The sequence below is a fragment of the Streptomyces sp. NPDC048565 genome (assembly GCF_040650935.1).
Classification (GTDB): Bacteria; Actinomycetota; Actinomycetes; order Streptomycetales; family Streptomycetaceae; genus Streptomyces.
Map to the genome: position 1 here is coordinate 21,324 of NZ_JBEZIH010000007.1, position 18,936 is coordinate 40,259.

Sequence of the window (18,936 nt, forward strand, 5' to 3'; positions counted from 1 at the left end):
GTCCTGCGTCGGGAAGTCCGGTTCCGCCCTCGCACCGTCCTCAGCCGTGAGTGGGTCCCAAGCCGGTGCCGGCGCGCAGAGTTTCGGCGATGAGCGCGGCGATCTCCGGCTCGTGGTCGGTCAGGAAGAAGTGGCCGCCGGGAAAGACCTTCATGTCGAAGGCACCGGTGGCGTGTCGGCGCCAGGCGGCCGCCTCGTCGAGCGTGACATGGGGGTCCCGGTCCCCCGCGAGCGCCACCACCGGGCCGGCCACCAGGGCGTCGGCTCCGGTGTGGTATGTCTCGGCAGCGCCGTAGTCGGCGCGCACCGTCGGCAGGATGAGCCGCAGGAGTTCGGGCTCGTCGAGGACCCGGCTGTCGGTGCCCTCCAGCTGCCGGAGTTCCTCGACGATGCCGTCGTCGTCGAGGAACCGTATGCCACGATCGCCGGCGATCGACGGGGCGCGGCGGCCGGAGACGAACAGAGCGCTGGGCGCGGCAGGGCCCTCACGTTCGAGATACCGGGCCAGCTCGAAGGCGACAGCGCCGCCCATGCTGTGTCCGAAGAGGGCGAAGGGGCGGCCCGCGACGAGCGCTCTCAGCTCCTCGAACGCCCCTCGGGCGATGTCCGGCACCGTCTCGAGGCAGGGCTCGCGTACCCGGTCCTGACGTCCCGGGTACTGCGCGGCGAGGATCTCGATGTCGGCGGGCAGGCGTTCCGACAGCGAGAAGAAGGCGCTCGCGGACCCTCCGGCGTACGGCAGGCACACGAGGGTGAACCGGGCGTCGGGGCGCGGGTGAAACGTGCGGAACCATGGGCTCCTGGGCAGAACGGGCTGCGCCATCGTGGAGCAGCTCCTTTCGGCTCGGCGGGTCAGGGTACCCGCTGACCCTTTCGGGCCGGGTTCGCGACGGCATCCGTGCACGCCACCGTTACGCGGCCGGTCGGCTTCTCCTTCCCCCGCGCGACAGCGATCCACGGCCTGATCCTCCCGGCCGGGCCGCCGCACCGCCATGGGCGCTCAGCCCAGCCGCATGTGGTGGAGCATCAGCAGACCCGCCGCCATGCTCGCCGCCGGTATCTCACCGCGCGCGACCATGTCGGGCACCAGCTTGAGCGGCACCCACTCGCGGCGCGAGGACTCGAAGTCGTCCGCGGGATGACCGGTGTACGTCGCCTCCCTGGACCAGAACAGATGGTGCCTGGCATCGACGAGGCCGTTGGCCGGCTCCACGGTCATCAGCGGGCAGAGCTCACCGGGACGCCAGCCGGTCTCCTCCTCCATCTCCCGTGCCGCGGCGGCGGCGATGTCCTCACCGTCCTCGACCACGCCTGCGGCGAGCTCCCAGCCCCAGCTGTCGGTGATGAAGCGGTGCCGCCACAGGAGCAGGACCTCGTTGGCCTCGTTGACGACGGTCGCGGCGGCGACCGCCCTGAGCCGGATGAGGAAGTGGTCGAGATGCCGGCCGCCGGGGAGAACGACATCCGCCAGATTGACCCGGAACCAGCGGTTCTCATATACGGTCTGTTCGCTCAAGTTCGTCCACTGCACAGTTCTGCCACCTTCCGACTGGTCGATGGCAACATCGGAGCAGGGTCCGCCCCGTGGGGGAACGCGTGGAGGCGTTTCGGACGAGGCTCGGACGCGGCTCACAGAGGCACGCGCAGCGCCCCCTCGATGAGTCCGGCCGCCGCTCGCGCCTCGGCGCTGCCGCTCGCGTCCAGGTGTTTCCACACGGAACGCAGCCGGTCCCGGAGCCGCTGGGACTCCATGCCCCGGGCGCGTTCCGCCATTTCCGAGGCCGTGCGGGCCGCCCGGTCCGCCTCGCCCTGGAACAGTTCGAGGTGGGTGAGCATGGCGAGCCGGTGCACGGTCCCGCGATCGTGCGCCGGGGAGCGTACGGCCGCAGCCGCGTGCTCCCGGGCGCCGGCGAGATCCCCGAGCCGCAGCAGCGCCTCCGCCACCTGGACGTTGACCAGTCCCGGCTGGACGTACCCCGTCTCGTCCGGTTCGCCTCCGCTGCGGATACGGCCCGCCTCGGCCTCGGCACGACGGATGCACTCCAGGGCGCTGCGGTGGTCGCCGAGCTGCGCGTAGGCCTTGGCCTGCATCGCGTGCAGATCGGTGGCCAGTGCCGGGGTGATGTGCGGGCCCGCCGCGCGCAGCGCCGCCTCCGCGAAGGCCACCGACCGTCGGAATTCGGCCAGGTACAGCGACTGGTTCACGAGCAGCGCGATCACATAGCCGCCGAGTCCCCGGTCCCCGCTGGCCTTGGCCAGACGCAGAGACTGGTGGAAGTAGCGCTGGGCCAGTCCATGGGCGTCGGAGTCGTACGCGCAGATGCCCGCGACGGCCACCAGGCCCGCGGTCGCACGGTGGAGCTGACGGCCCGTCGCATCGCTGTACCCACCGCGCAGCAGCGGCGCGGCCTCGGAGTTGAGGAAGCCGACGATGCGGGACCTGGTCGCGATCCCGCCCGCCTTCCGGTACATCTGTTCGTAGTGTGCCCGGGCCGCACGCAGCATCGCTATGTCCGCCATGCTCACGCGGGACGGCCCCGGCCGTGAGACATCGGTGTCCTCGGGAGGGTTCTCCCACTCCCAGACCGGCATCACCGCTGTCGTGCCCGTGACGGCCCGAGCGGTGGTGAGGTGGGGGCGCTGCTGTTCGTCGGAGCGCCACAGGGCCGTCGCGTGCTCGACGAACCCGGAGAGGCCGGCGGCCTCGGGCGCCGTGTGCGCCCCGGCGATGCCCATGCCGATGTCGTCGAGCGTGACGGGCCGGTCGAGGCGGCCCGCGAGGACCTCGCAGATCAGGTCGGGGACCTGCCCGCGCGGACGCTGCCCCTTGAGCCACCGGGCGACCGCCGTGTGCTCGTAGCGCAGGCACAGCCCCCGGGCGCGGCCGGCCTGGTTGACATGGCCGGCCAGCCCGGCACGGGACACTCCCGCCTCGTCGATCAGGGATTCGAGCAGGACGTTGGGCTCCATTGCCCCCCCATGTGCGTGTCGCAATGAGCCTAGTGGAGCACGTTTCACACGGGGTGTGAACAAAATGCCCGAACCATCCTGCTGTGCGCTCTCGCGCGCCGGGGCGCCGCTCGGTTGAATGAGTGCCTCGCAAGAGGCGGCCGGGTCGTCGGCTCCCCCTCGTAACAGTTCGACGACCCACACCCGCGCCGTTCGTTCTGCCGGCCTGCCCGACACTCCGAGGCAGGACGGGCGGCGCCGGATCGCACAGCCCGCGCTGCCCCGACGGCAGCACCGCCCCCTGTGCGGTCCCCTTGGCCGTCCGGCGAGAGCAGAAGGGGCGTATCCGGTGGCCGGATACGCCCCTTCTCACCGCGGCAGTCCCTATGCGCCGCGCAGCACCGCGCCCGTGCGCTCGGTGGCCAGGGCGACCGCGGTGTCGCGGGCCGCGGAGGCCTCCTCCACGGTCAGCGTGCGGTCCGGGGCACGGAACCGCAGCGCGTACGCCAGGGACTTGTTGCCCTCACCGATCTGCTCGCCGGTGAACACGTCGAACAGCCGCAGCGATTCGAGCAGGCTGCCCGCGCCTTCGCGCAGCGCCTTCTCCACCGCCTCGGCAGGCACGTCCGACGCGACGACGAGCGCGACGTCCTGGGTCGCCACCGGGAAGGTGGAGATACGGGGCGCCTGGAGCTGACCGTCGACGGCCTTCTCCAGGACGTCGAGCTCGACCTCCATGGCGCAGGTCCGCTCGGGCAGGTGGAGCTCCTTGACGACACGCGGGTGGAGTTCGCCCGCGTGTCCGAAGAGGGTCTCCTCGCCGTCGACCGTGACGTACAGCGCGGCGCAGCGGCCGGGGTGCCACGGTGCGTGACGGTCGGCGCGGACCGTCACCTCGACGCCCGCCTCACGCGCGATGGTGCGCGCGGCCTCGACGGAGTCCGCCCAGTCGGCCGGGCGGCCCTTGCCCCACCAGCCGGCCTGCTCGCGGGCGCCCGCGAGGGCGACGGCGGCGCGGCGCGGCTGACGCGGCAGCGCCGCGTCGAGACCGGCGATCTCCTCGTCGGTGGGCCTGCGGTCGACGGGCAGCCGTACGGCCTTGGTCTCCTGACCTGTGGGCCTGAACACCAGGCCCGTCTCGAAGAGCGCCAGGTCGTGGCTGCCACGGCCGTCGTTGCGCCGCAGTGCGCCGAGCAGACCGGGCAGCAGCGTGGTGCGCAGCGCGGGCTCCTCGTCGGAGAGCGGGTTGACGAGGGTGACCGTACGGCGGCGGGCGTCGTCCTTCTCCAGACCGAGCTGGTCGAGGACGGCGTCGCCGATGAACGGGTAGCTGAGCGCCTCGACGTATCCGGCGCCGGCGAGCGCGCGGCCGATGCGGCGGTGCAGCCGCTGGCGGTCGGTGAGCCCGCGGCCTGACGGCGGCGTCGGCAGGGTCGACGGGAGGTTCTCGTACCCCTCCAGCCGGATGACCTCCTCGGCCAGGTCGTTCGGCTCGGCGAGGTCGGGGCGCCAGGACGGCACCGTGACGATCAGCTCGTCCTGCCCGTAGACGTCGCAGCCGACCTGCTGGAGGCGGCGCACCACGGTCTCACGGCCGTACGCGACACCGGCCACCCGGTCGGGGTGGTTCGCGGGCATCGCGATGGAGCGCGGCGCGGACGGGGCGGTGATCTCCGTGACGCCGGCCTCTGCCGTGCCTCCCGCGAGGAGGACCAGCAGGTCGACCGTGCGCTGCGCGGCAGCGGATGCGGCCTGCGGGTCGACACCGCGCTCGAAGCGCTTGGACGCCTCGGAGGCCAGCTTGTGGCGGCGCGCGGTCCTGGCGATGGAGATCGCGTCGAAGTGCGCGGCCTCGATGACGACCTCGGTGGTCCCGGTGTCCTCGGCGTGGTCGGCGATCTCGGTGTCGGCACCGCCCATGACGCCCGCGAGGCCGATCGGCCCGCGGTCGTCGGTGATGACCAGGTCCTGGGCGTCCAGGACGCGCTTGGCGCCGTCGAGCGTGGTGAGCTTCTCGCCCTGCTCGGCGCGGCGCACCCCGATCGTCCCCTGGACGCGGGTGCGGTCGTAGGCGTGGAGCGGCTGGCCGAGCTCCAGCATCACGTAGTTGGTGATGTCGACGGCGAGCGAGACGGTGCGCATCCCGGCCTTCTGCAGCCTGCGCTGCATCCAGATCGGGGAGCGCGCCTCGGGCCGGAGACCGGTGACCGTACGCGCGGTGAAGTTGCCGCATCCGATGGGGTCGGACACCTTCACCGGATAGCCGTGGGCGTTGGGCGGGGGGACGTCCAGGAGCGCCGGGTCGCGCAGCGGCAGGCCGTAGGCGATTGCGGTCTCGCGGGCGACGCCGCGCATCGAGAGGCAGTAGCCCCGGTCGGGCGTGACGGCGATGTCCAGGACCTCGTCGACGAGCTCGAGGAGCTCGATCGCGTCCGTGCCGGGCTCGTACTCCGGCGGCAGCACGATGATGCCGTGCGTGCCGTCATCGCCCATGCCCAGCTCGTCGGTCGAGCAGATCATGCCGTGCGAGGTCTTGCCGTACGTCTTGCGCGCGGCGATCGCGAAGTCACCGGGCAGCACGGCGCCGGGGAGGACCACGACGACCTTGTCGCCGACGGAGAAGTTACGGGCGCCGCAGACGATCTCCTGCGGCTCACCCGTGCCGTTGGCCGTGCCGACGTCGACGGTGCAGAAGCGGATGGGCTTCTTGAAGCCCTCCAGCTCCTCGATGGTCAGGACCTTTCCGACGACCAGGGGGCCCTTGAGCCCTGCGCCGGTCTGCTCGACGGTCTCGACCTCCAGGCCGACGGAGACGAGCTTGGCCTGTACGTCACGGCCGGTCTCCGTCGCCGGCAGGTCGACGTATTCCCGCAGCCAGGAAAGCGGGACGCGCATCAGATCTCCATCCCGAACGGCCGGGTGAACCGGACGTCACCCTCGACCATGTCTCGCATGTCCTCTACGTTGTGGCGGAACATCAGCATCCGCTCGATACCGAACCCGAAGGCGAATCCGCTGTACTTCTCGGGGTCGACGCCGCAGGCGACGAGCACCTTCGGGTTGACCATGCCGCAACCGCCGAGCTCGATCCAGCCCTCGCTGCCGCAGGTGCGGCAGGGGCGGTCCGGGTTGCCGACGGACTCGCCGCGGCAGACGTAGCAGACCATGTCCATCTCGGCGGACGGCTCGGTGAACGGGAAGAAGTTCGGCCGGAGCCGGGTCTTCATGTCCGGCCCGAAGAGCGCCTGGACCATGTGGTCGAGGGTGCCCTTGAGGTCGGCCATGGTGAGGCCCTCGTCGACGGCGAGCAGCTCGATCTGGTGGAAGACCGGGGTGTGCGTGGCGTCGAGCTCGTCGGTGCGGTAGACCCGGCCGGGGCAGACCACGTAGACGGGGGGCTTACGGCTGAGCAGCGAGCGCGCCTGGACGGGCGAGGTGTGCGTACGCAGCACGACACCGGACTCGTCGCTCTTCGCGCCGTCGGCGCCCTGGACGAAGAAGGTGTCCTGCATCTGGCGCGCCGGGTGGTCGGGCACGAAGTTCAGGGCGTCGAAGTTGAACCACTCCGCCTCGGCCTCGGGGCCCTCGGCGATCTCGTAGCCCATGGCGACGAAGACGTCGGCGACGCGCTCCATGATGGTCGTCAGGGGGTGGCGCGCACCTGCGGGGGTGCGGTCGTAGGGCAGCGTGACGTCCACCGCCTCCTCGACGAGCACCCGGGCGTCACGCTCGGCCTCCAGCTCGGCCTGGCGGGCGGCCAGTGCCTTGGAGACGGCGCCGCGGGCCTGGCCCACGCGCTTGCCCGCCTCGGCCTTGGCCTGCGGCGGCAGGGCGCCGATCTCCCGGTTGGCGAGCGACAGGGGCGAGGTACCACCGGTGTGCGCGGTCTTCGCCTGGGCGAGCGCTTCGAGGTCGCCCGCGGCGGCGAAGGCGGCGAACGCCTCGTCCCGCAGACGCTCGATCTCTTCCGGTTTCAGTGCCTCGACCTCGACTGGGTCGTACGACTTGTTCGGTGCCGACATCTCTTCCCGTGCTTCCGATTGGCTGGTGGCGACCCTGGTTCGACGACTGAGGACGCAAAGGTGCCAAAAGTCGAGTCTACGGGCCGCCGGCGGACGAAGAAGCCCGTGGGCGCTCAGACCAGGTAGGCCGGCGTGCTCACGGGCAGGATAAATCGGAACTCGGCGCCGCCGCCGGGCGCCCTGGCGACGGTGATCGTGCCGCCGTGCGCCTCGACGATGCCCTTGACGATATACAGGCCGAGGCCGGTCCCGCCGCGCTTGCTTCCCCGCCAGAAGCGGGTGAAGACGCGGCCCATCGACTCCTCGGGGATGCCGGGACCTTCGTCGCTCACGGTGACTGCCGTTCCGCTCTCGTCGTTCTTGCCCGGTGCGGACGCAGGGGCGATATCGATGGTGACGGTTCCCTCGCCGTGCCGCACCGCGTTTTCCAGGAGGTTGCCCAGGACCTGGTCGACCTTGTCCGGGTCGGCCCACAGCGCGGGCAGCGGCCGGCGGGTGAGCACGAGGAAGCGCTCGGGTGCCTGGCCGTTCGCGGTGAGCGCCTGGATGTGGCGTTCGACGGCCGCGGAGATGTCCACGGGCTGGCGGCGCAGCTCCAGTCGGCCGGAGTCGATGCGGGAGATGTCGAGCAGCTCGGCGATGAGGCGGGTGACGCGGTTGGCGTCGGCGTCGACGGTCTCCAGCATCAGCCGCTTCTGGTCGTCGGTGAACCTCTCCCACTTGGCCAGCAGCGTCGCGGTGAACCCCTTGACGGAGGTCAGCGGGGAGCGCAGCTCATGGGCGACGGTGGCGATCAGCTCGGCATCGCTGCGCTCGGAACGCCGGCGGGCCTCGGTGCCGCGCAGCGAGACGACGAGCCGCCTGACCGGGCCTGTGGGGCTCTCGCGTACGTACCTGGCGGACACCAGGACCTCACGGCCGCCGGGGAGCAGGAGATTCCGCTCGGGCTGTCCGACCCGGGTGGCGAGACCGCCGTACGGGTCGGTCAGCTCCCACCAGCGTCGCCCTTTGAGGTCCTCCAGGGGCAGCGCCTGACCGAGGGCGCGGCCGAGCGCGGCGGCGGCGGGTGTGGCGGTGATCCGGGCCGCGGCGGCGTTGAAGCAGATGACCGTGCCGGTCTCGTCGGCGACGACGAGGCCGTCGGGCAGGTCGTCCGGGCCGATGCCCGTCGCGGGGTCCCTGTCGGCCGGGCTCACACGTGCCGCTTCGGAGCCTGCCGCGTCGGAAAGGGCGCGCACGGCGGCCGTGTGTGTCGCTCGCGGCCTGCTCATGCCGACAGCCATCTTCCCGTACCCCACCTCTCGAACCGGTGCAGTGGGCCCCCGAGTTCGTCACCCTACTAGGCGCCGGGCGCCCGGCGACACCCTCAGGGCGGCTGCCTGCGGGGTGTGGCCCGTATCGATCGGTGTCGGCCGGCCGCGGCCCGGGATCAGCCGGCCCGCGGGGGGCGCTGGGCCCGTGCGGAGGCGTAGAGGCACACGGCGGCGGCGGTGGCGAGGTTGAGGCTCTCGGCCTTTCCGTGGATCGGGACCCGGACCACGGCGTCGGCCAGGGCGCGCGTCTCCTCGGGTAGGCCCCATGCCTCGTTGCCGAACACCCAGGCGGTGGGCCCGCCCATGGTGCCCGCGTCGAGCTCGTCGTCGAGGTCGTCCTCGCCCGCGCCGTCGGCCGCCAGGATGCGCACGCCTGCGTCGCGGAGCCCCTGCACCGCCTGCTCCACGGGTACGCCCACGGCGACCGGCAGATGGAAGAGGGAGCCGACGGAGGCACGGACCGACTTGGGGTTGTAGAGGTCCACGGAGGCGTCGGTGAGCACGACCGCGTCGGCTCCCGCGGCGTCCGCGCAGCGCAGCACCGTGCCCGCGTTCCCGGGGTCGCGTACATGGGCGAGTACGGCGACCAGGGTGGGCCTCGCCGCGAGGATGTCCTCGAAGGGCGAGTCCAGGAAGCGGCAGACGCCGATCAGGCCCTGCGGGGTGACGGTCTGCGAGACGTCGGCGAGCACCTCGGCGTCCGCGAGGTGCACCCGGGCGCCCGCGGCCAGGGCGGCGTCGACGATGCCGTCGTAGCGGTCGGCCGCTTCGGCGGTGGCGAAGAGCTCGGTCAGCGTCGGCTCGCCGTCGCCGCCACGGTGCCCGGCCGCCTCCCGCACGGCCTGCGGCCCCTCGGCGATGAACCTGCGCTCCTTGCCGCGGAAATTACGCCTGGCCAGCCGGCGTGCGGCGGCGATTCGCGGCGACCGCGCGGAGATCAGTTCGGGGGTGCCCATGGTCGGCGGCGAGCCTCTCTGCGTAAGTCAGCTTCTCTGCGTACGTTTCTCCGCGTACGGCTGACTGCGTACGCGACACGTGCTGCAACGCACCGGACCCGCAGACGGCTCACGCCTGCGGGTCCGGCTCACATCGCTGGGACGACGGGAAGTACTGCCTGGGTCAGGCGGCCTTCGGGGCGTTGACGTCGCTCGGGAGGGCCTTCTGGGCGACCTCGACGAGAGCGGCGAACGCGTTGGCGTCGTTGACCGCGAGCTCGGCCAGGATCTTGCGGTCCACCTCGATGTTGGCGGCCTTCAGACCCTGGATGAGGCGGTTGTACGTCATGCCGTTCTGGCGGGCGGCCGCGTTGATGCGCTGGATCCAGAGCTGACGGAAGTCGCCCTTGCGCTTCTTGCGGTCGTTGTAGTTGTAGACCAGGGAGTGGGTGACCTGCTCCTTGGCCTTGCGGTACAGGCGCGAACGCTGACCGCGGTAACCGCTGGCCGCCTCGAGGATCGCCCGGCGCTTCTTGTGGGCGTTTACCGCCCGCTTGACGCGTGCCACTTTTAACTCCTTGCAGCGGGGTCGGGTGGTCGCCTTGAGGACTCACCCGGCCCGGAAACGAATTGGTCCCGGTCGGATCGAGGTCGCGCCTCCGGGGTGAGCCGGAGGCCGCGCCTCACTTGCCGAGAAGCTTCTTGACCTTCTTGGCGTCGGCCGGAGCCACGACGACCGTGCCGGTCAGCGAGCGGGTCTTCTTCGAGGACTTGTGCTCGAGCAGGTGGCGCTTGCCGGCCTTCTCGCGCAGCACCTTGCCGGAGCCCGTGATCTTGAAGCGCTTGCTGGCACCGCTGTGCGTCTTGTTCTTCGGCATCGCGCCGTTCTCTCCTCGTCAGTGGCGCCCCCCATCGGTGCGGGCACCGGACTGCGGGGGCGTCAGATCTTTGGGTGGCTTCCGAGGGACCCGGGGGCGCCTGGGTGGCGGCCCCCGGAGGTCACGCCTCGGAAGGTGTCTCGGCCGGAGCCTCGGCCGCTGCGGCCGGGGCCTCAGCGGTCTCACCCTCGGACTCGGCGTCGGGGGCATAGCCCTGACGCTCCGCCTTGCGGGCGGCCTGGGCCTCACGGGCTTCGGCCATGGCTTCGGTCTTCTTCTTGTGCGGGCCCAGAACCATGATCATGTTCCGGCCGTCCTGCTTCGGGTTCGACTCGATGAAGCCGAGGTCCTCGACGTCCGAAGCGAGACGCTGGAGCAGTCGGAAGCCCAGCTCGGGGCGGGACTGCTCACGACCGCGGAACATGATCGTGATCTTGACCTTGTCCCCCTGCTTGAGGAACCGGACGACGTGACCCTTCTTGGTGTCGTAGTCGTGCGGGTCGATCTTCGGCCGGAGCTTCATTTCCTTGATGACCGTGTGCGCCTGGTTCTTGCGCGCCTCACGGGCCTTCATGGCCGACTCGTACTTGAACTTCCCGTAGTCCATGAGCTTGCACACGGGGGGACGGGCTGTCGCCGCCACCTCGACCAGGTCGAGGTCGTACTCCTGTGCGAGCTCCAGGGCCTTGGCAAGCGGGACAATCCCGACCTGCTCGCCGCTGGGACCGACAAGTCGCACCTCGGGAACGCGAATCCGGTCGTTGATGCGGGGCTCGGCGCTGATGGATCCTCCTCGGTAGCACCACGCGACCGCCTGGCGGACAGCCGCGTAACGTCTTTTGTTGAGTGACCAACCGAGCCGGGAAAGAAAAAATGCCCCGGACGGGACACAGGCGGGGCTCCTGGAACTACCGGAACACCGTCGCGTGCAACCGCGGGGCGCTATCGGGCGGCCCCATCGTCCGTACGGAACGATGGCTGCCACCTGACCGGTGACCCGCCGTCCCGGAGGACGGTCAGGTGGGAGATCGGAGCCTCCACTTGTGGGCCGAGCACATAGATGTCCGGCCGGTCGTTACACAAGGTTAGCAGCTCCCCGGGGCTGCTGCGAACCCGCTGCCCGGACGGCTCCCGCAGGAGGAGCCGTGCCCACGTGGCCTTATCGTGTGGGGCATGAGCGACGCGACCACTCCCAGCACCGAGAACCCCGGCTTCGACGACATGGCCCGCGACATCGCGGAGGTTCCCGCGGTCGAGGTGATCGTGACCGTCGCCGTCAATCTGATGAGCGCGGCAGCCGTGAAGCTGGGCCTGACCGAGGAGGGCGAGCAGCACAAGGACCTGGACGAGGCCCGCAAGCTGGTCCAGGCCCTGGCGGGGCTGCTCGACGCGAGCGCCACCGAGATCAGCACCTTCCACGCCTCACCGCTGCGCGACGGCCTGAAGTCGCTGCAGCTGGCCTTCCGCGAGGCCTCGCTCGTACCGGACGAGCCCGGCAAGGGCCCGGGCGAGAAGTACACGGGTCCCGTCTACGGCTAGCCGCCTCGCGCCTTTCCGGTTTCCGAGCCCGCCGCCTGCGACAGGTGGCGGGCTCGTGCGTGTCAGCGGCTGAACAGCGGTTCGCCCGGGGCCTCGGCACCGGCCGGCAGCAGTGCCAGGTCGATCCCCCGCACCAGCCGGGCGCGCAGCACCTCGCTGGCGGACAGCGCGTCGGCGACCCGGCGGGCGGCGTCGGCGACGACGGCGTCGGGGGTGAGGACCAGGGCGAGGGTGCCGTCGGCCCGGCCGGGGCCGAGATGGGCGCGCAGCACCGAGGGCTCGGCGGCGACCGCGTCCCGTACGGCGGCGACGACGGCGGGGTCGTCGATGGGGTCGGTGCTGGTGCGGTTCTCGGCGAGGGCGAGCAGCGCGGGCCCGGTCAGCTCGAAGGCGACGGGCCCTGCCAGGTCGAGCACCACCGTGTCCGCCTTCTCGTGCGCGGCGGCCTGCAGCGCCTGGTGCAGAGGCACGGCGACGGGGCGCGCCTGCGGGTCCCAGCGGGCCAGCGAGGCGGTGGAGGTGAAGGCGGGCAGGGCACGCCGGTCGCCGGCCTGGAGGGTCGGTACGGCCATGTCGCTGGTCTTCTCGCGGCGCATTCCCTTCTCGTCCTCCTCGACCTCGCCGAGCACGGCGACGACGGGAACGAGCAGCCGGGCCTCGCGGAGGGCCGCCAGGACCGGGCCGACGGCCGTCCTGTCGTCGGCCCACGCCGTGAGGGCCGCCGTCAGTTCGGGCGAGGCGGTGCCGTCGTCGTCGGAGAAACCGGAGTCCGGGATGTTCTTGAGCGCCACACGACGAGCGTAGTGGGTCGGTTCTCCTGCCCGGGCGACAGGTGGGGCACAGGCTGCTGCCGGCTGGGCTGCCCGGCGTCCGGGCCATGTCCCGTCACAGAACGCGCGGGACCGCGCGGTCCGGTCTCGTGGCCGCGGCCGCGGTGCTGCCGGCCGGTTCCGCCGCGGGCGGCGCGTATCTGGTGGGTCACCCTCCGGGTGACGCGTCCGCGACCGTGGCCGCCGTATCGTCCGCGTCGAGCCCGCCGGCCACGGCGGGCCCGAGCGAGGAGGCCGGAGTGGATCTCGACGCGGAGCTGGCCGACGCGCTGGCGCCCCTGGCGGACGGCGCCGATGTGTCGGTGGCCGTGCTGGACACGCAGAGCGGCGCGGGCGGCGCGTACGGCGACGGGACGTACGACACCGCCAGCATCGTCAAGGTCGACATCCTGGCGGCGCTGCTGCTCCAGGCGCAGGACGAGGACCGGCAGCTGAGCGGCGCCGAGCAGGCGTACGCGGAGGCCATGATCCAGCGCAGCGACAACACATCGGCCACCGAGCTGCTCAAGGTGATCGGTGGGCAGGAAGGCCTCGACGCGGCCAACGCACGGCTGGGGCTGACCGGGACGGAGGCCTCCCACGCATGGGGGCTGACCCAGACCACGGCCGCCGACCAGGTGCGCCTGCTCGCTGCGGTGTCCGGGGCGGATTCGAAGCTCTCGGCGGCCTCGCGGGCGTATCTGGAGGGGCTGATGGGCGAGGTCGAGGCGGACCAGCGGTGGGGCGTGTCGGCGGCGGGCACCGACGCCGTGCTGAAGAACGGCTGGATGCCCCGGACGACGACGGGGCTGTGGGACGTCAACAGCATCGGGCGGGTGCAGAGCGGCGGGCACACCGTGCTGGTGGCGGTGCTGTCGCGCGGACACGCGTCGAAGGAGGCGGGAATCGCGCTGGTGGAGACGGTCGCGAAGGCGGCCGTCGGTGTGACCGGACCGGGCTGAGACGGGTGGACCGGTCCGGTCGCTCAGCACAAGGGCCGGGCCGGGGCAGCGCACGGGCAGGGTCAGCGCAGAGGGCGGGCGGGGAACGGGCCGTGACCGGGCGGGGCCCCGCCGGGTCCCCTGCCGCCCGGCCTCCTGCCGCGCCACAGCACCACGGCCAGGGCGAGGAGCGCGGCTCCGAGGCCGCCCGCGGTCGGGGCCAGCCAGCCGGCCGGTTCTCCGTCGTCCGCCTGCGGGGCGGGGCCGGAGCCGAAGTACTCCTTGCGGTAGCCGGCCTTCGCTGACTCCGCCCTCAGACCCCCGGGGCTCAGCTTCGCCCCGGCCTCGATCGCGGCGGCCGGGTCGACCAGTCCGTAGCCCCTGGCGTCGTCACGGCCGCCCGACGGGGCGTTGCCCGCGGTGTCCGCGAGCAGGGTCTTGACCTGGTCCGGCGAGAGTCCCGGGTGCGCGGCGCGCACGAGGGCCACGGCCCCGGAGACGAACGCGGACGCGGCGGACGTGCCCCACTCGATGTAGTACTGCCGGTCGGGGTTGGCCACGACGATGTCGACGCCGGGCGCGCTGACGGTGGCGTACCAGCGACGGGTGGAGAACGCGGCGTGCGTGCCGTACTTGTCGACGGCCGCGACGGCGATCACACCGGGGTAGGCGGCGGGGTAGGAGATCCGATCACCCTTCTCGCCGCTGTTGCCGGCGGAGGCGACGACGGAGACGCCCTTGCCGAGGGCGTACTGCACCGCGGCGTCCTCGCCCGGTTCCGGGTGGGCCGACTCGCTGTCGTCGCCGAGGGAGAGGTTGATGACGTCGGCGCCCTGGTCGGCCGCCCAGCGGATGCCGTCGGCGAGCGCCGTCCCACGCGACTCGCGGGCCTTGGCGCGCGACGGGTCGCCGGACTCCAGGATCACGCGCACGGGCAGGATCTTCGCTTCCGGGGCGACGCCGAGCACGCCGTCGGCCCGCCCGGGGCCGTTGCCGCGGCCCGCGATGATGCCGGCCATCGCGGTGCCGTGCAGGGCCCAGGAGTGGTCTCCCGCTTCCGCCCCGAAGCCGATGAGGTCCTTGCCCGGGAGCACCTGGCCCGCGAGATCGGGGTGGTCGTCGTCGACCCCGGTGTCCAGGACCGCGACGGTGATGCCCTTGCCCTTCGTGGTCTGCCAGGCCGTGTCGGTGTGGAGGGCCTCCAGGCCCCACTGCTGGTCGCGGATGGCGTCGGCGTGGGCGGGGACGGCGGGGAGCAGCGCGAAGGCGGTGGCCGTGGCCACCGCGGCGAGTGCCCGCAGCCGGCGGGGGCGGGTCATTCCGGCTTCTCCGTGCGGTCGGTGACGGTCCTGCGCAGGGCGCGCTCCACCCGGTCGGCGATTCCCTTCGCCTCGTGACCGAGTCCCGCCTGGGCGGGGGCGGTCGTGGCGCCGGCGGCCATGGCCTCGGCGGCGGGCTGCGGCTCGGCGACCGCGCGGCCGTCGGCGAAGCCGGAGACGGCGAAGACGACGACCGGCAGTCCGGTCAGGACATGGACCGTCCAGCTGGCGCGCTGCCCGTCGCCGAAGCCCGCGGCGACGGTGTCCTTGACCGGGTAGGTGCGGGGCATCAGGTCGGAGCGCCCGGCGAGGTGCTGGGTGGTGAACCGGGTGCTGAGCGCGCTCATCGCCTCGGTGCCGGCCTCGGTGAAGACCATGCCGACGGTGGTGACGCTGCTGTGTGTGGCGTCGGTGTAGGTGGCGCGCACCAGGCGTTCGCAGCCGACCGGGCCGAGCGTCTTGAGCAGCAGCGGATCCAGTCCTGCTTCGCACCCGCTGTCGCCCGCGACGGCGACCCTGGTCCAGACCCGGTCGGTGGCTCCCGGACCGGCGCCGTCGCCCTTGAGGGTGCGCGGGAAGAGGGAGTCGACGGGCTCGCTGTGCCAGAGGGAACGGGTCACGGTGTACGGGCTCACGTCGCCGGACTCGGCGGCCGAGTCGCCGGTGAGCCAGCTGCCGGTGACCGCGCCGCCGATGAGCCCGAGGCCGAGCACGGCGCACACCGCGGCGGCGGCGGTCCTGCCGGGGCGCCGTGCCTTGACGGGGCGCAGCCGGGTGGTGGTCTCGGCCGGTTTCTCCGCGGGCGCGTAGTACGCCCCGGGCGGGGGCGGGGGCGGGGTCGCGCCGGGGCGCGGGGTGAGGTCCACCGCGCCGACGGGTCTGCGCCTGGTGGCGGCGGGCGGCTGCGGGGGAGGTGAGGACGGCGCGGGAGGTACGGGCCGGAGCTGGGCGGTCGTCTCCACAGGCGGCGCAGGTGGCACGGGCGGCGGGGTGGTCGGTCGGGGCGGCACTGGAGCGCGCTGCGCCTCGGTACTCATCCGTCCCCCTGGTCCACGTCCCCGCACCGCCCACGGGCCACCGCTGCGCACGGGCCCGCCGGTCGATCGTGTGACGGTCACTCTACGGGGTGAAGGGCACCCCGTGGGAACGGACGCGGGGTCAGGGACGATCTGCGCCGAACGTCCCCCTACCCAGTGGTACGGCCGTCTGGCAAGCTGCGTCCATGACTGTCCGCGCCGCTGACCGGAGCCGGTACGACCGGGCCACCGCCCATCTCGACGCCCCTGTGGCGGTCGTCGATCTGGAGGCCTTCGACGCCAACGCCGCCGATCTGGTGCGCCGGGCGGGCGGGAAACCGATCCGGGTGGCGAGCAAGTCGGTGCGCTGCCGTGCCCTCCTGGAGCGGGTGCTCGCGCGGCCCGGCTTCGCGGGCATCATGTCGTTCACCCTCGCGGAGTCGCTGTGGCTGGCGCGCGCCGGATTCGACGACGTACTGCTGGCCTATCCGTCGGCCGACCGCGCCGCGTACGCCGAACTGGCCGCCGATCCCAAGCTCGCGGCGGCCGTCACGGTGATGGTGGACGATCACGCGCAGCTGGAGCTGATCGACGCCGCACGGGCCGGCGGCACGGAGGAGATCCGGGTCTGCCTGGAGCTGGACACCTCGCTGCGGCTGCTCGGCGGGCGGGTCAGGATCGGCGCCCTGCGCTCCCCGCTGCGCTCCCCCGCCCAACTGGCCGACCTGGCCCGCTCGGTGGACCGCAGGCCGGGTTTCCGCCTGGTGGGGCTGATGGCGTACGAGGGCCATGTCGCCGGTGTGGGCGACTCGATCGCCGGCCGGCCGTTGCGGTCGCGCGCGGTCCGGCTGATGCAGGCGGCGGCCCGCAGGGAGCTGACGGCCAGGCGCGCGGAGGTGGTGCGGGCGGTCCGCGCGGTGGCACCGGGCCTGGAGTTCGTGAACGGCGGGGGCACCGGCAGCGTGCAGCACACCGCAGCCGAGTCCGCGGTGACGGAGATCGCGGCGGGTTCCGGTCTCTACGTACCGAGGCTGTTCGACAACTACACCTCGTTCACCGGCCGTCCGGCGGCGCTGTTCGCCCAGCCCGTGGTGCGGCGGCCGGGCGTGGGCGTGGTGACGGTGCTGGGCGGCGGCTATCCGGCGTCCGGGGCCGCGGGCGCCGACCGGCTGCCGGTGCCGTATCTGCCCGAAGGATTGCGCTACGACCCGCAGGAGGGCCCTGGTGAGGTCCAGACGCCGCTGCTCGGCGCCCCCGCGGACGATCTGCTGATCGGCGACAAGGTGTGGTTCCGGCACGCCAAGGCGGGTGAGTTGTGCGAGCGCTTCGACGAGCTGCGGCTGATCGAGGGCGAGCGGATCACGGCCACCGTGCCGACGTACCGCGGTGAGGGCCGCACCTTCCTCTGAGGGGCGTGCTTCGAAAGTAGCGCCGTCCGCCCGAAGGGCGGGGCAGGCGTTTCGAAACACGCACGAGGGCGTCAGGGCGCCACGCTGCTGCCCACCCCACCGCTCGTGGCGTCGCCTATCGGGCGGATGCCCTCGGTGATGGTGTCCATGAGGGAGAGCGGCAGCGCGTCCTGTCCCGCGTCGAAGGCGAAGCGCACGATCACCGGTGTCTCGCTGCCCACCGCGGAGGGGAAGACCAGCGACTCCACGTATCCGCCGGGGCCCTTGCCCGTGGTGACCTGGCGGCGCACCAGGTATCCGCTGCGCCCCGCCACGGTCACCGGCTTGGACGCCAGGTCCTTGTGGGAGGTGATGCCCCCGTGGATGAGGTCGCCGACGGTGTCCTCCTCGTAGGCGTGGTCGGCCGCCGTCCCGATGTCGTCCTCGGCCAGCGCCTTCACGTCCGTGAGATCGGTGCCGTTCGCCGTGTGGACCGTGACCGTGCCGTGGTAGCAGAAGCTTCCCGAGTCGCCCGGGCAGGAATAGGAGCCGACCGTACGCATCGTGGGGTCGTCCTCGATGGTGCTCTCGGGCTTCTCCCAGCCGTCGGGAACCGGGAGGGTGACCCCGTTGAGCTGATCGACCAGCACCGTGGGGTCACCTGAGTCGCTCGAGTCCCCGGAGGGCGTCGGGCCGGCCGCGCTCGCGCTGTCCGTGGCGGTGGGCGGCGCACTGCTGCCGGTCGCGGACCCTGTCGGTGTGTCGTCGCCGTCCCCGCCCAGTATCAGGAACCCGGTGACGGCGACGGCCACGACGGCCAGGCCCACGACCGTCATGGCGACGGTCCGTGTGCTGGTACCCGACGAGCCGCGCGCGGGCCCCGGCCGGAGCTCCGACAGCTGGGTGACGGCGGCCGAGCGGGCGTGGCCGGTCCAGGTCGTGCCGTCCCACCAGCGCTCGGTGCCGGGTGTGTTCACGTCCGGGTACCAGCCGGGCGGAGTGGCGTTGCTCATGTCCTCACTCTAGAGAGGTCAGGTCGAGCGGGGTCACGTACGCCCCGGAGATGCCGCCGTCGACGAGGAAGTCGGTGGCGTTGACGAACGAGGAGTCGTCGCTCGCCAGGAAGGCGACGGCTGCGGCGATCTCCGTGGCCTCGGCGAACCGGCCCGGCGGGATGTGGACGAGCCTGCGGGCGGCGCGCTCCGGATCCGCGGCGAACAGCTCCTGGAGCAGCGGGGTGTTGACCGGCCCGGGGCACAGGGCGTTGACCCGGATCCCCTCGCGGGCGAACTGCACGCCGAGTTCGCGGGACAGCGCGAGGACGCCGCCCTTGGACGCGGTGTACGAGATCTGGGAGGTCGCGGCGCCCATCCTGGCCACGAAGGACGCGGTGTTGATGATCGAGCCGCGCCCCTGGCTCCGCATGTAGGGGAGGGCGGCCTTGCAGCAGAGGTAGACGGAGGTGAGGTTGACGTCCTGGACGCGTTTCCAGGCCTCGAGCCCCGTCGTGAGGATGGAGTCGTCGTCGGGCGGCGAGATGCCGGCGTTGTTGAACGCGATGTCGACGGAACCGTAGGTGTCGTGCGCCGCGGCGAAGAGCGCCTCGACCTGACCGGGGTCGGTGACGTCGACCGGCACGAAGGCGCCCGCCACCTCCTTCGCCGCGGCCATGCCCGCACGCTCGTCGATGTCGCCGCAGACGACGTGCGCTCCTTCCGATGCCAGCCGGCGCGCGGTGGCGAGGCCGATGCCGCTGCCCGCCCCGGTGATGACGGCGGTGCGGCCGGTCAGCCGACGGCAGATGTTCCCGGAGTCGGTGGTCATGTG

The 18,936-nt window shown here is 72.4% G+C and carries 18 protein-coding genes; 3 read left to right on the top strand and 15 right to left on the bottom strand.

Annotated features, from left to right (window positions below):
• Positions 1-40: 40 nt before the first annotated feature.
• From AB0C75_RS10830 to infC, 10 genes are all read right to left on the bottom strand, one after another.
• On the bottom strand, positions 41-823 hold the full coding sequence (locus tag AB0C75_RS10830; RefSeq protein ID WP_362889206.1) for an alpha/beta fold hydrolase: 783 nt from the start codon (positions 821-823) through the stop codon (positions 41-43).
• Positions 824-1,000: 177 nt separating this feature from the next.
• Positions 1,001-1,531: an NUDIX domain-containing protein gene (locus AB0C75_RS10835; RefSeq protein ID WP_362889208.1), complete on the bottom strand. Its 531-nt coding sequence runs from the start codon at positions 1,529-1,531 to the stop codon at positions 1,001-1,003.
• 98 nt (positions 1,532-1,629) lie between these two features.
• Entirely contained in the window at positions 1,630-2,970 is a 1,341-nt protein-coding gene (locus tag AB0C75_RS10840; RefSeq protein WP_362889210.1) for a transcriptional regulator, read from the bottom strand.
• Between the two features lie 363 nt (positions 2,971-3,333).
• Entirely contained in the window at positions 3,334-5,844 is a 2,511-nt protein-coding gene (pheT, locus tag AB0C75_RS10845) for a phenylalanine--tRNA ligase subunit beta (RefSeq protein WP_362889212.1), read from the bottom strand.
• Positions 5,844-6,971 carry a phenylalanine--tRNA ligase subunit alpha gene (pheS, locus tag AB0C75_RS10850; RefSeq protein ID WP_362889214.1) on the bottom strand — a complete coding sequence of 376 codons (1,128 nt, stop codon included), beginning with the start codon at positions 6,969-6,971 and terminating at the stop codon, positions 5,844-5,846. Before pheS ends, pheT begins: the two co-directional genes overlap by 1 nt.
• Before the next feature lie 113 nt (positions 6,972-7,084).
• On the bottom strand, positions 7,085-8,254 hold the full coding sequence (locus AB0C75_RS10855; RefSeq protein WP_362889217.1) for a HAMP domain-containing sensor histidine kinase: 1,170 nt from the start codon (positions 8,252-8,254) through the stop codon (positions 7,085-7,087).
• A 146-nt stretch (positions 8,255-8,400) separates the two neighbouring features.
• Positions 8,401-9,240 carry an RNA methyltransferase gene (locus AB0C75_RS10860; protein WP_362889219.1) on the bottom strand — a complete coding sequence of 280 codons (840 nt, stop codon included), beginning with the start codon at positions 9,238-9,240 and terminating at the stop codon, positions 8,401-8,403.
• Positions 9,241-9,403: 163 nt separating this feature from the next.
• A complete protein-coding gene (gene rplT / locus AB0C75_RS10865; RefSeq protein ID WP_003970214.1) occupies positions 9,404-9,787 on the bottom strand; it encodes a 50S ribosomal protein L20 in 384 nt (127 codons plus the stop codon).
• A gap of 115 nt (positions 9,788-9,902) precedes the next feature.
• Positions 9,903-10,097 (bottom strand): 50S ribosomal protein L35, encoded by a 195-nt coding sequence (rpmI, locus tag AB0C75_RS10870; protein WP_099176763.1) that lies wholly within the window; start codon positions 10,095-10,097, stop codon positions 9,903-9,905.
• A 121-nt stretch (positions 10,098-10,218) separates the two neighbouring features.
• Positions 10,219-10,881 (bottom strand): translation initiation factor IF-3, encoded by a 663-nt coding sequence (infC, locus tag AB0C75_RS10875; protein WP_362889609.1) that lies wholly within the window; start codon positions 10,879-10,881, stop codon positions 10,219-10,221.
• 389 nt (positions 10,882-11,270) lie between these two features.
• Between infC and AB0C75_RS10880 the strand changes: the two genes are divergently transcribed.
• The gene (locus tag AB0C75_RS10880; RefSeq protein ID WP_362889221.1) at positions 11,271-11,636 is read left to right on the top strand and encodes a DUF1844 domain-containing protein; all 366 of its coding nucleotides are present in this window, start codon (positions 11,271-11,273) and stop codon (positions 11,634-11,636) included.
• 62 nt (positions 11,637-11,698) lie between these two features.
• Here AB0C75_RS10880 and AB0C75_RS10885 read toward each other — a convergent pair whose 3' ends face one another.
• On the bottom strand, positions 11,699-12,427 hold the full coding sequence (locus AB0C75_RS10885; protein ID WP_362889223.1) for an SseB family protein: 729 nt from the start codon (positions 12,425-12,427) through the stop codon (positions 11,699-11,701).
• 86 nt (positions 12,428-12,513) lie between these two features.
• Here AB0C75_RS10885 and AB0C75_RS10890 point away from each other — a divergent pair, with 86 nt between their 5' ends.
• Positions 12,514-13,407: a serine hydrolase gene (locus AB0C75_RS10890; RefSeq protein WP_362889225.1), complete on the top strand. Its 894-nt coding sequence runs from the start codon at positions 12,514-12,516 to the stop codon at positions 13,405-13,407.
• Between the two features lie 62 nt (positions 13,408-13,469).
• Here AB0C75_RS10890 and mycP read toward each other — a convergent pair whose 3' ends face one another.
• On the bottom strand, positions 13,470-14,705 hold the full coding sequence (gene mycP, locus AB0C75_RS10895; RefSeq protein ID WP_362889227.1) for a type VII secretion-associated serine protease mycosin: 1,236 nt from the start codon (positions 14,703-14,705) through the stop codon (positions 13,470-13,472).
• A complete protein-coding gene (locus AB0C75_RS10900; RefSeq protein WP_362889611.1) occupies positions 14,702-15,571 on the bottom strand; it encodes a hypothetical protein in 870 nt (289 codons plus the stop codon). The genes mycP and AB0C75_RS10900 overlap by 4 nt, the downstream gene beginning before the upstream one ends.
• Before the next feature lie 356 nt (positions 15,572-15,927).
• Between AB0C75_RS10900 and AB0C75_RS10905 the strand changes: the two genes are divergently transcribed.
• Positions 15,928-17,130, top strand: a complete 1,203-nt coding sequence (locus AB0C75_RS10905) for an amino acid deaminase/aldolase (RefSeq protein WP_362889229.1) — start codon at positions 15,928-15,930, stop codon at positions 17,128-17,130.
• A gap of 71 nt (positions 17,131-17,201) precedes the next feature.
• On the opposite strand, the gene AB0C75_RS10910 is transcribed toward AB0C75_RS10905, so the two are convergent.
• Both AB0C75_RS10910 and AB0C75_RS10915 read right to left on the bottom strand, forming a co-directional pair.
• The gene (locus tag AB0C75_RS10910) at positions 17,202-18,122 is read right to left on the bottom strand and encodes a DUF2510 domain-containing protein (protein ID WP_362889231.1); all 921 of its coding nucleotides are present in this window, start codon (positions 18,120-18,122) and stop codon (positions 17,202-17,204) included.
• A 4-nt stretch (positions 18,123-18,126) separates the two neighbouring features.
• On the bottom strand, positions 18,127-18,933 hold the full coding sequence (locus AB0C75_RS10915; protein ID WP_362889233.1) for a 3-oxoacyl-ACP reductase: 807 nt from the start codon (positions 18,931-18,933) through the stop codon (positions 18,127-18,129).
• Positions 18,934-18,936 lie beyond the last annotated feature (3 nt).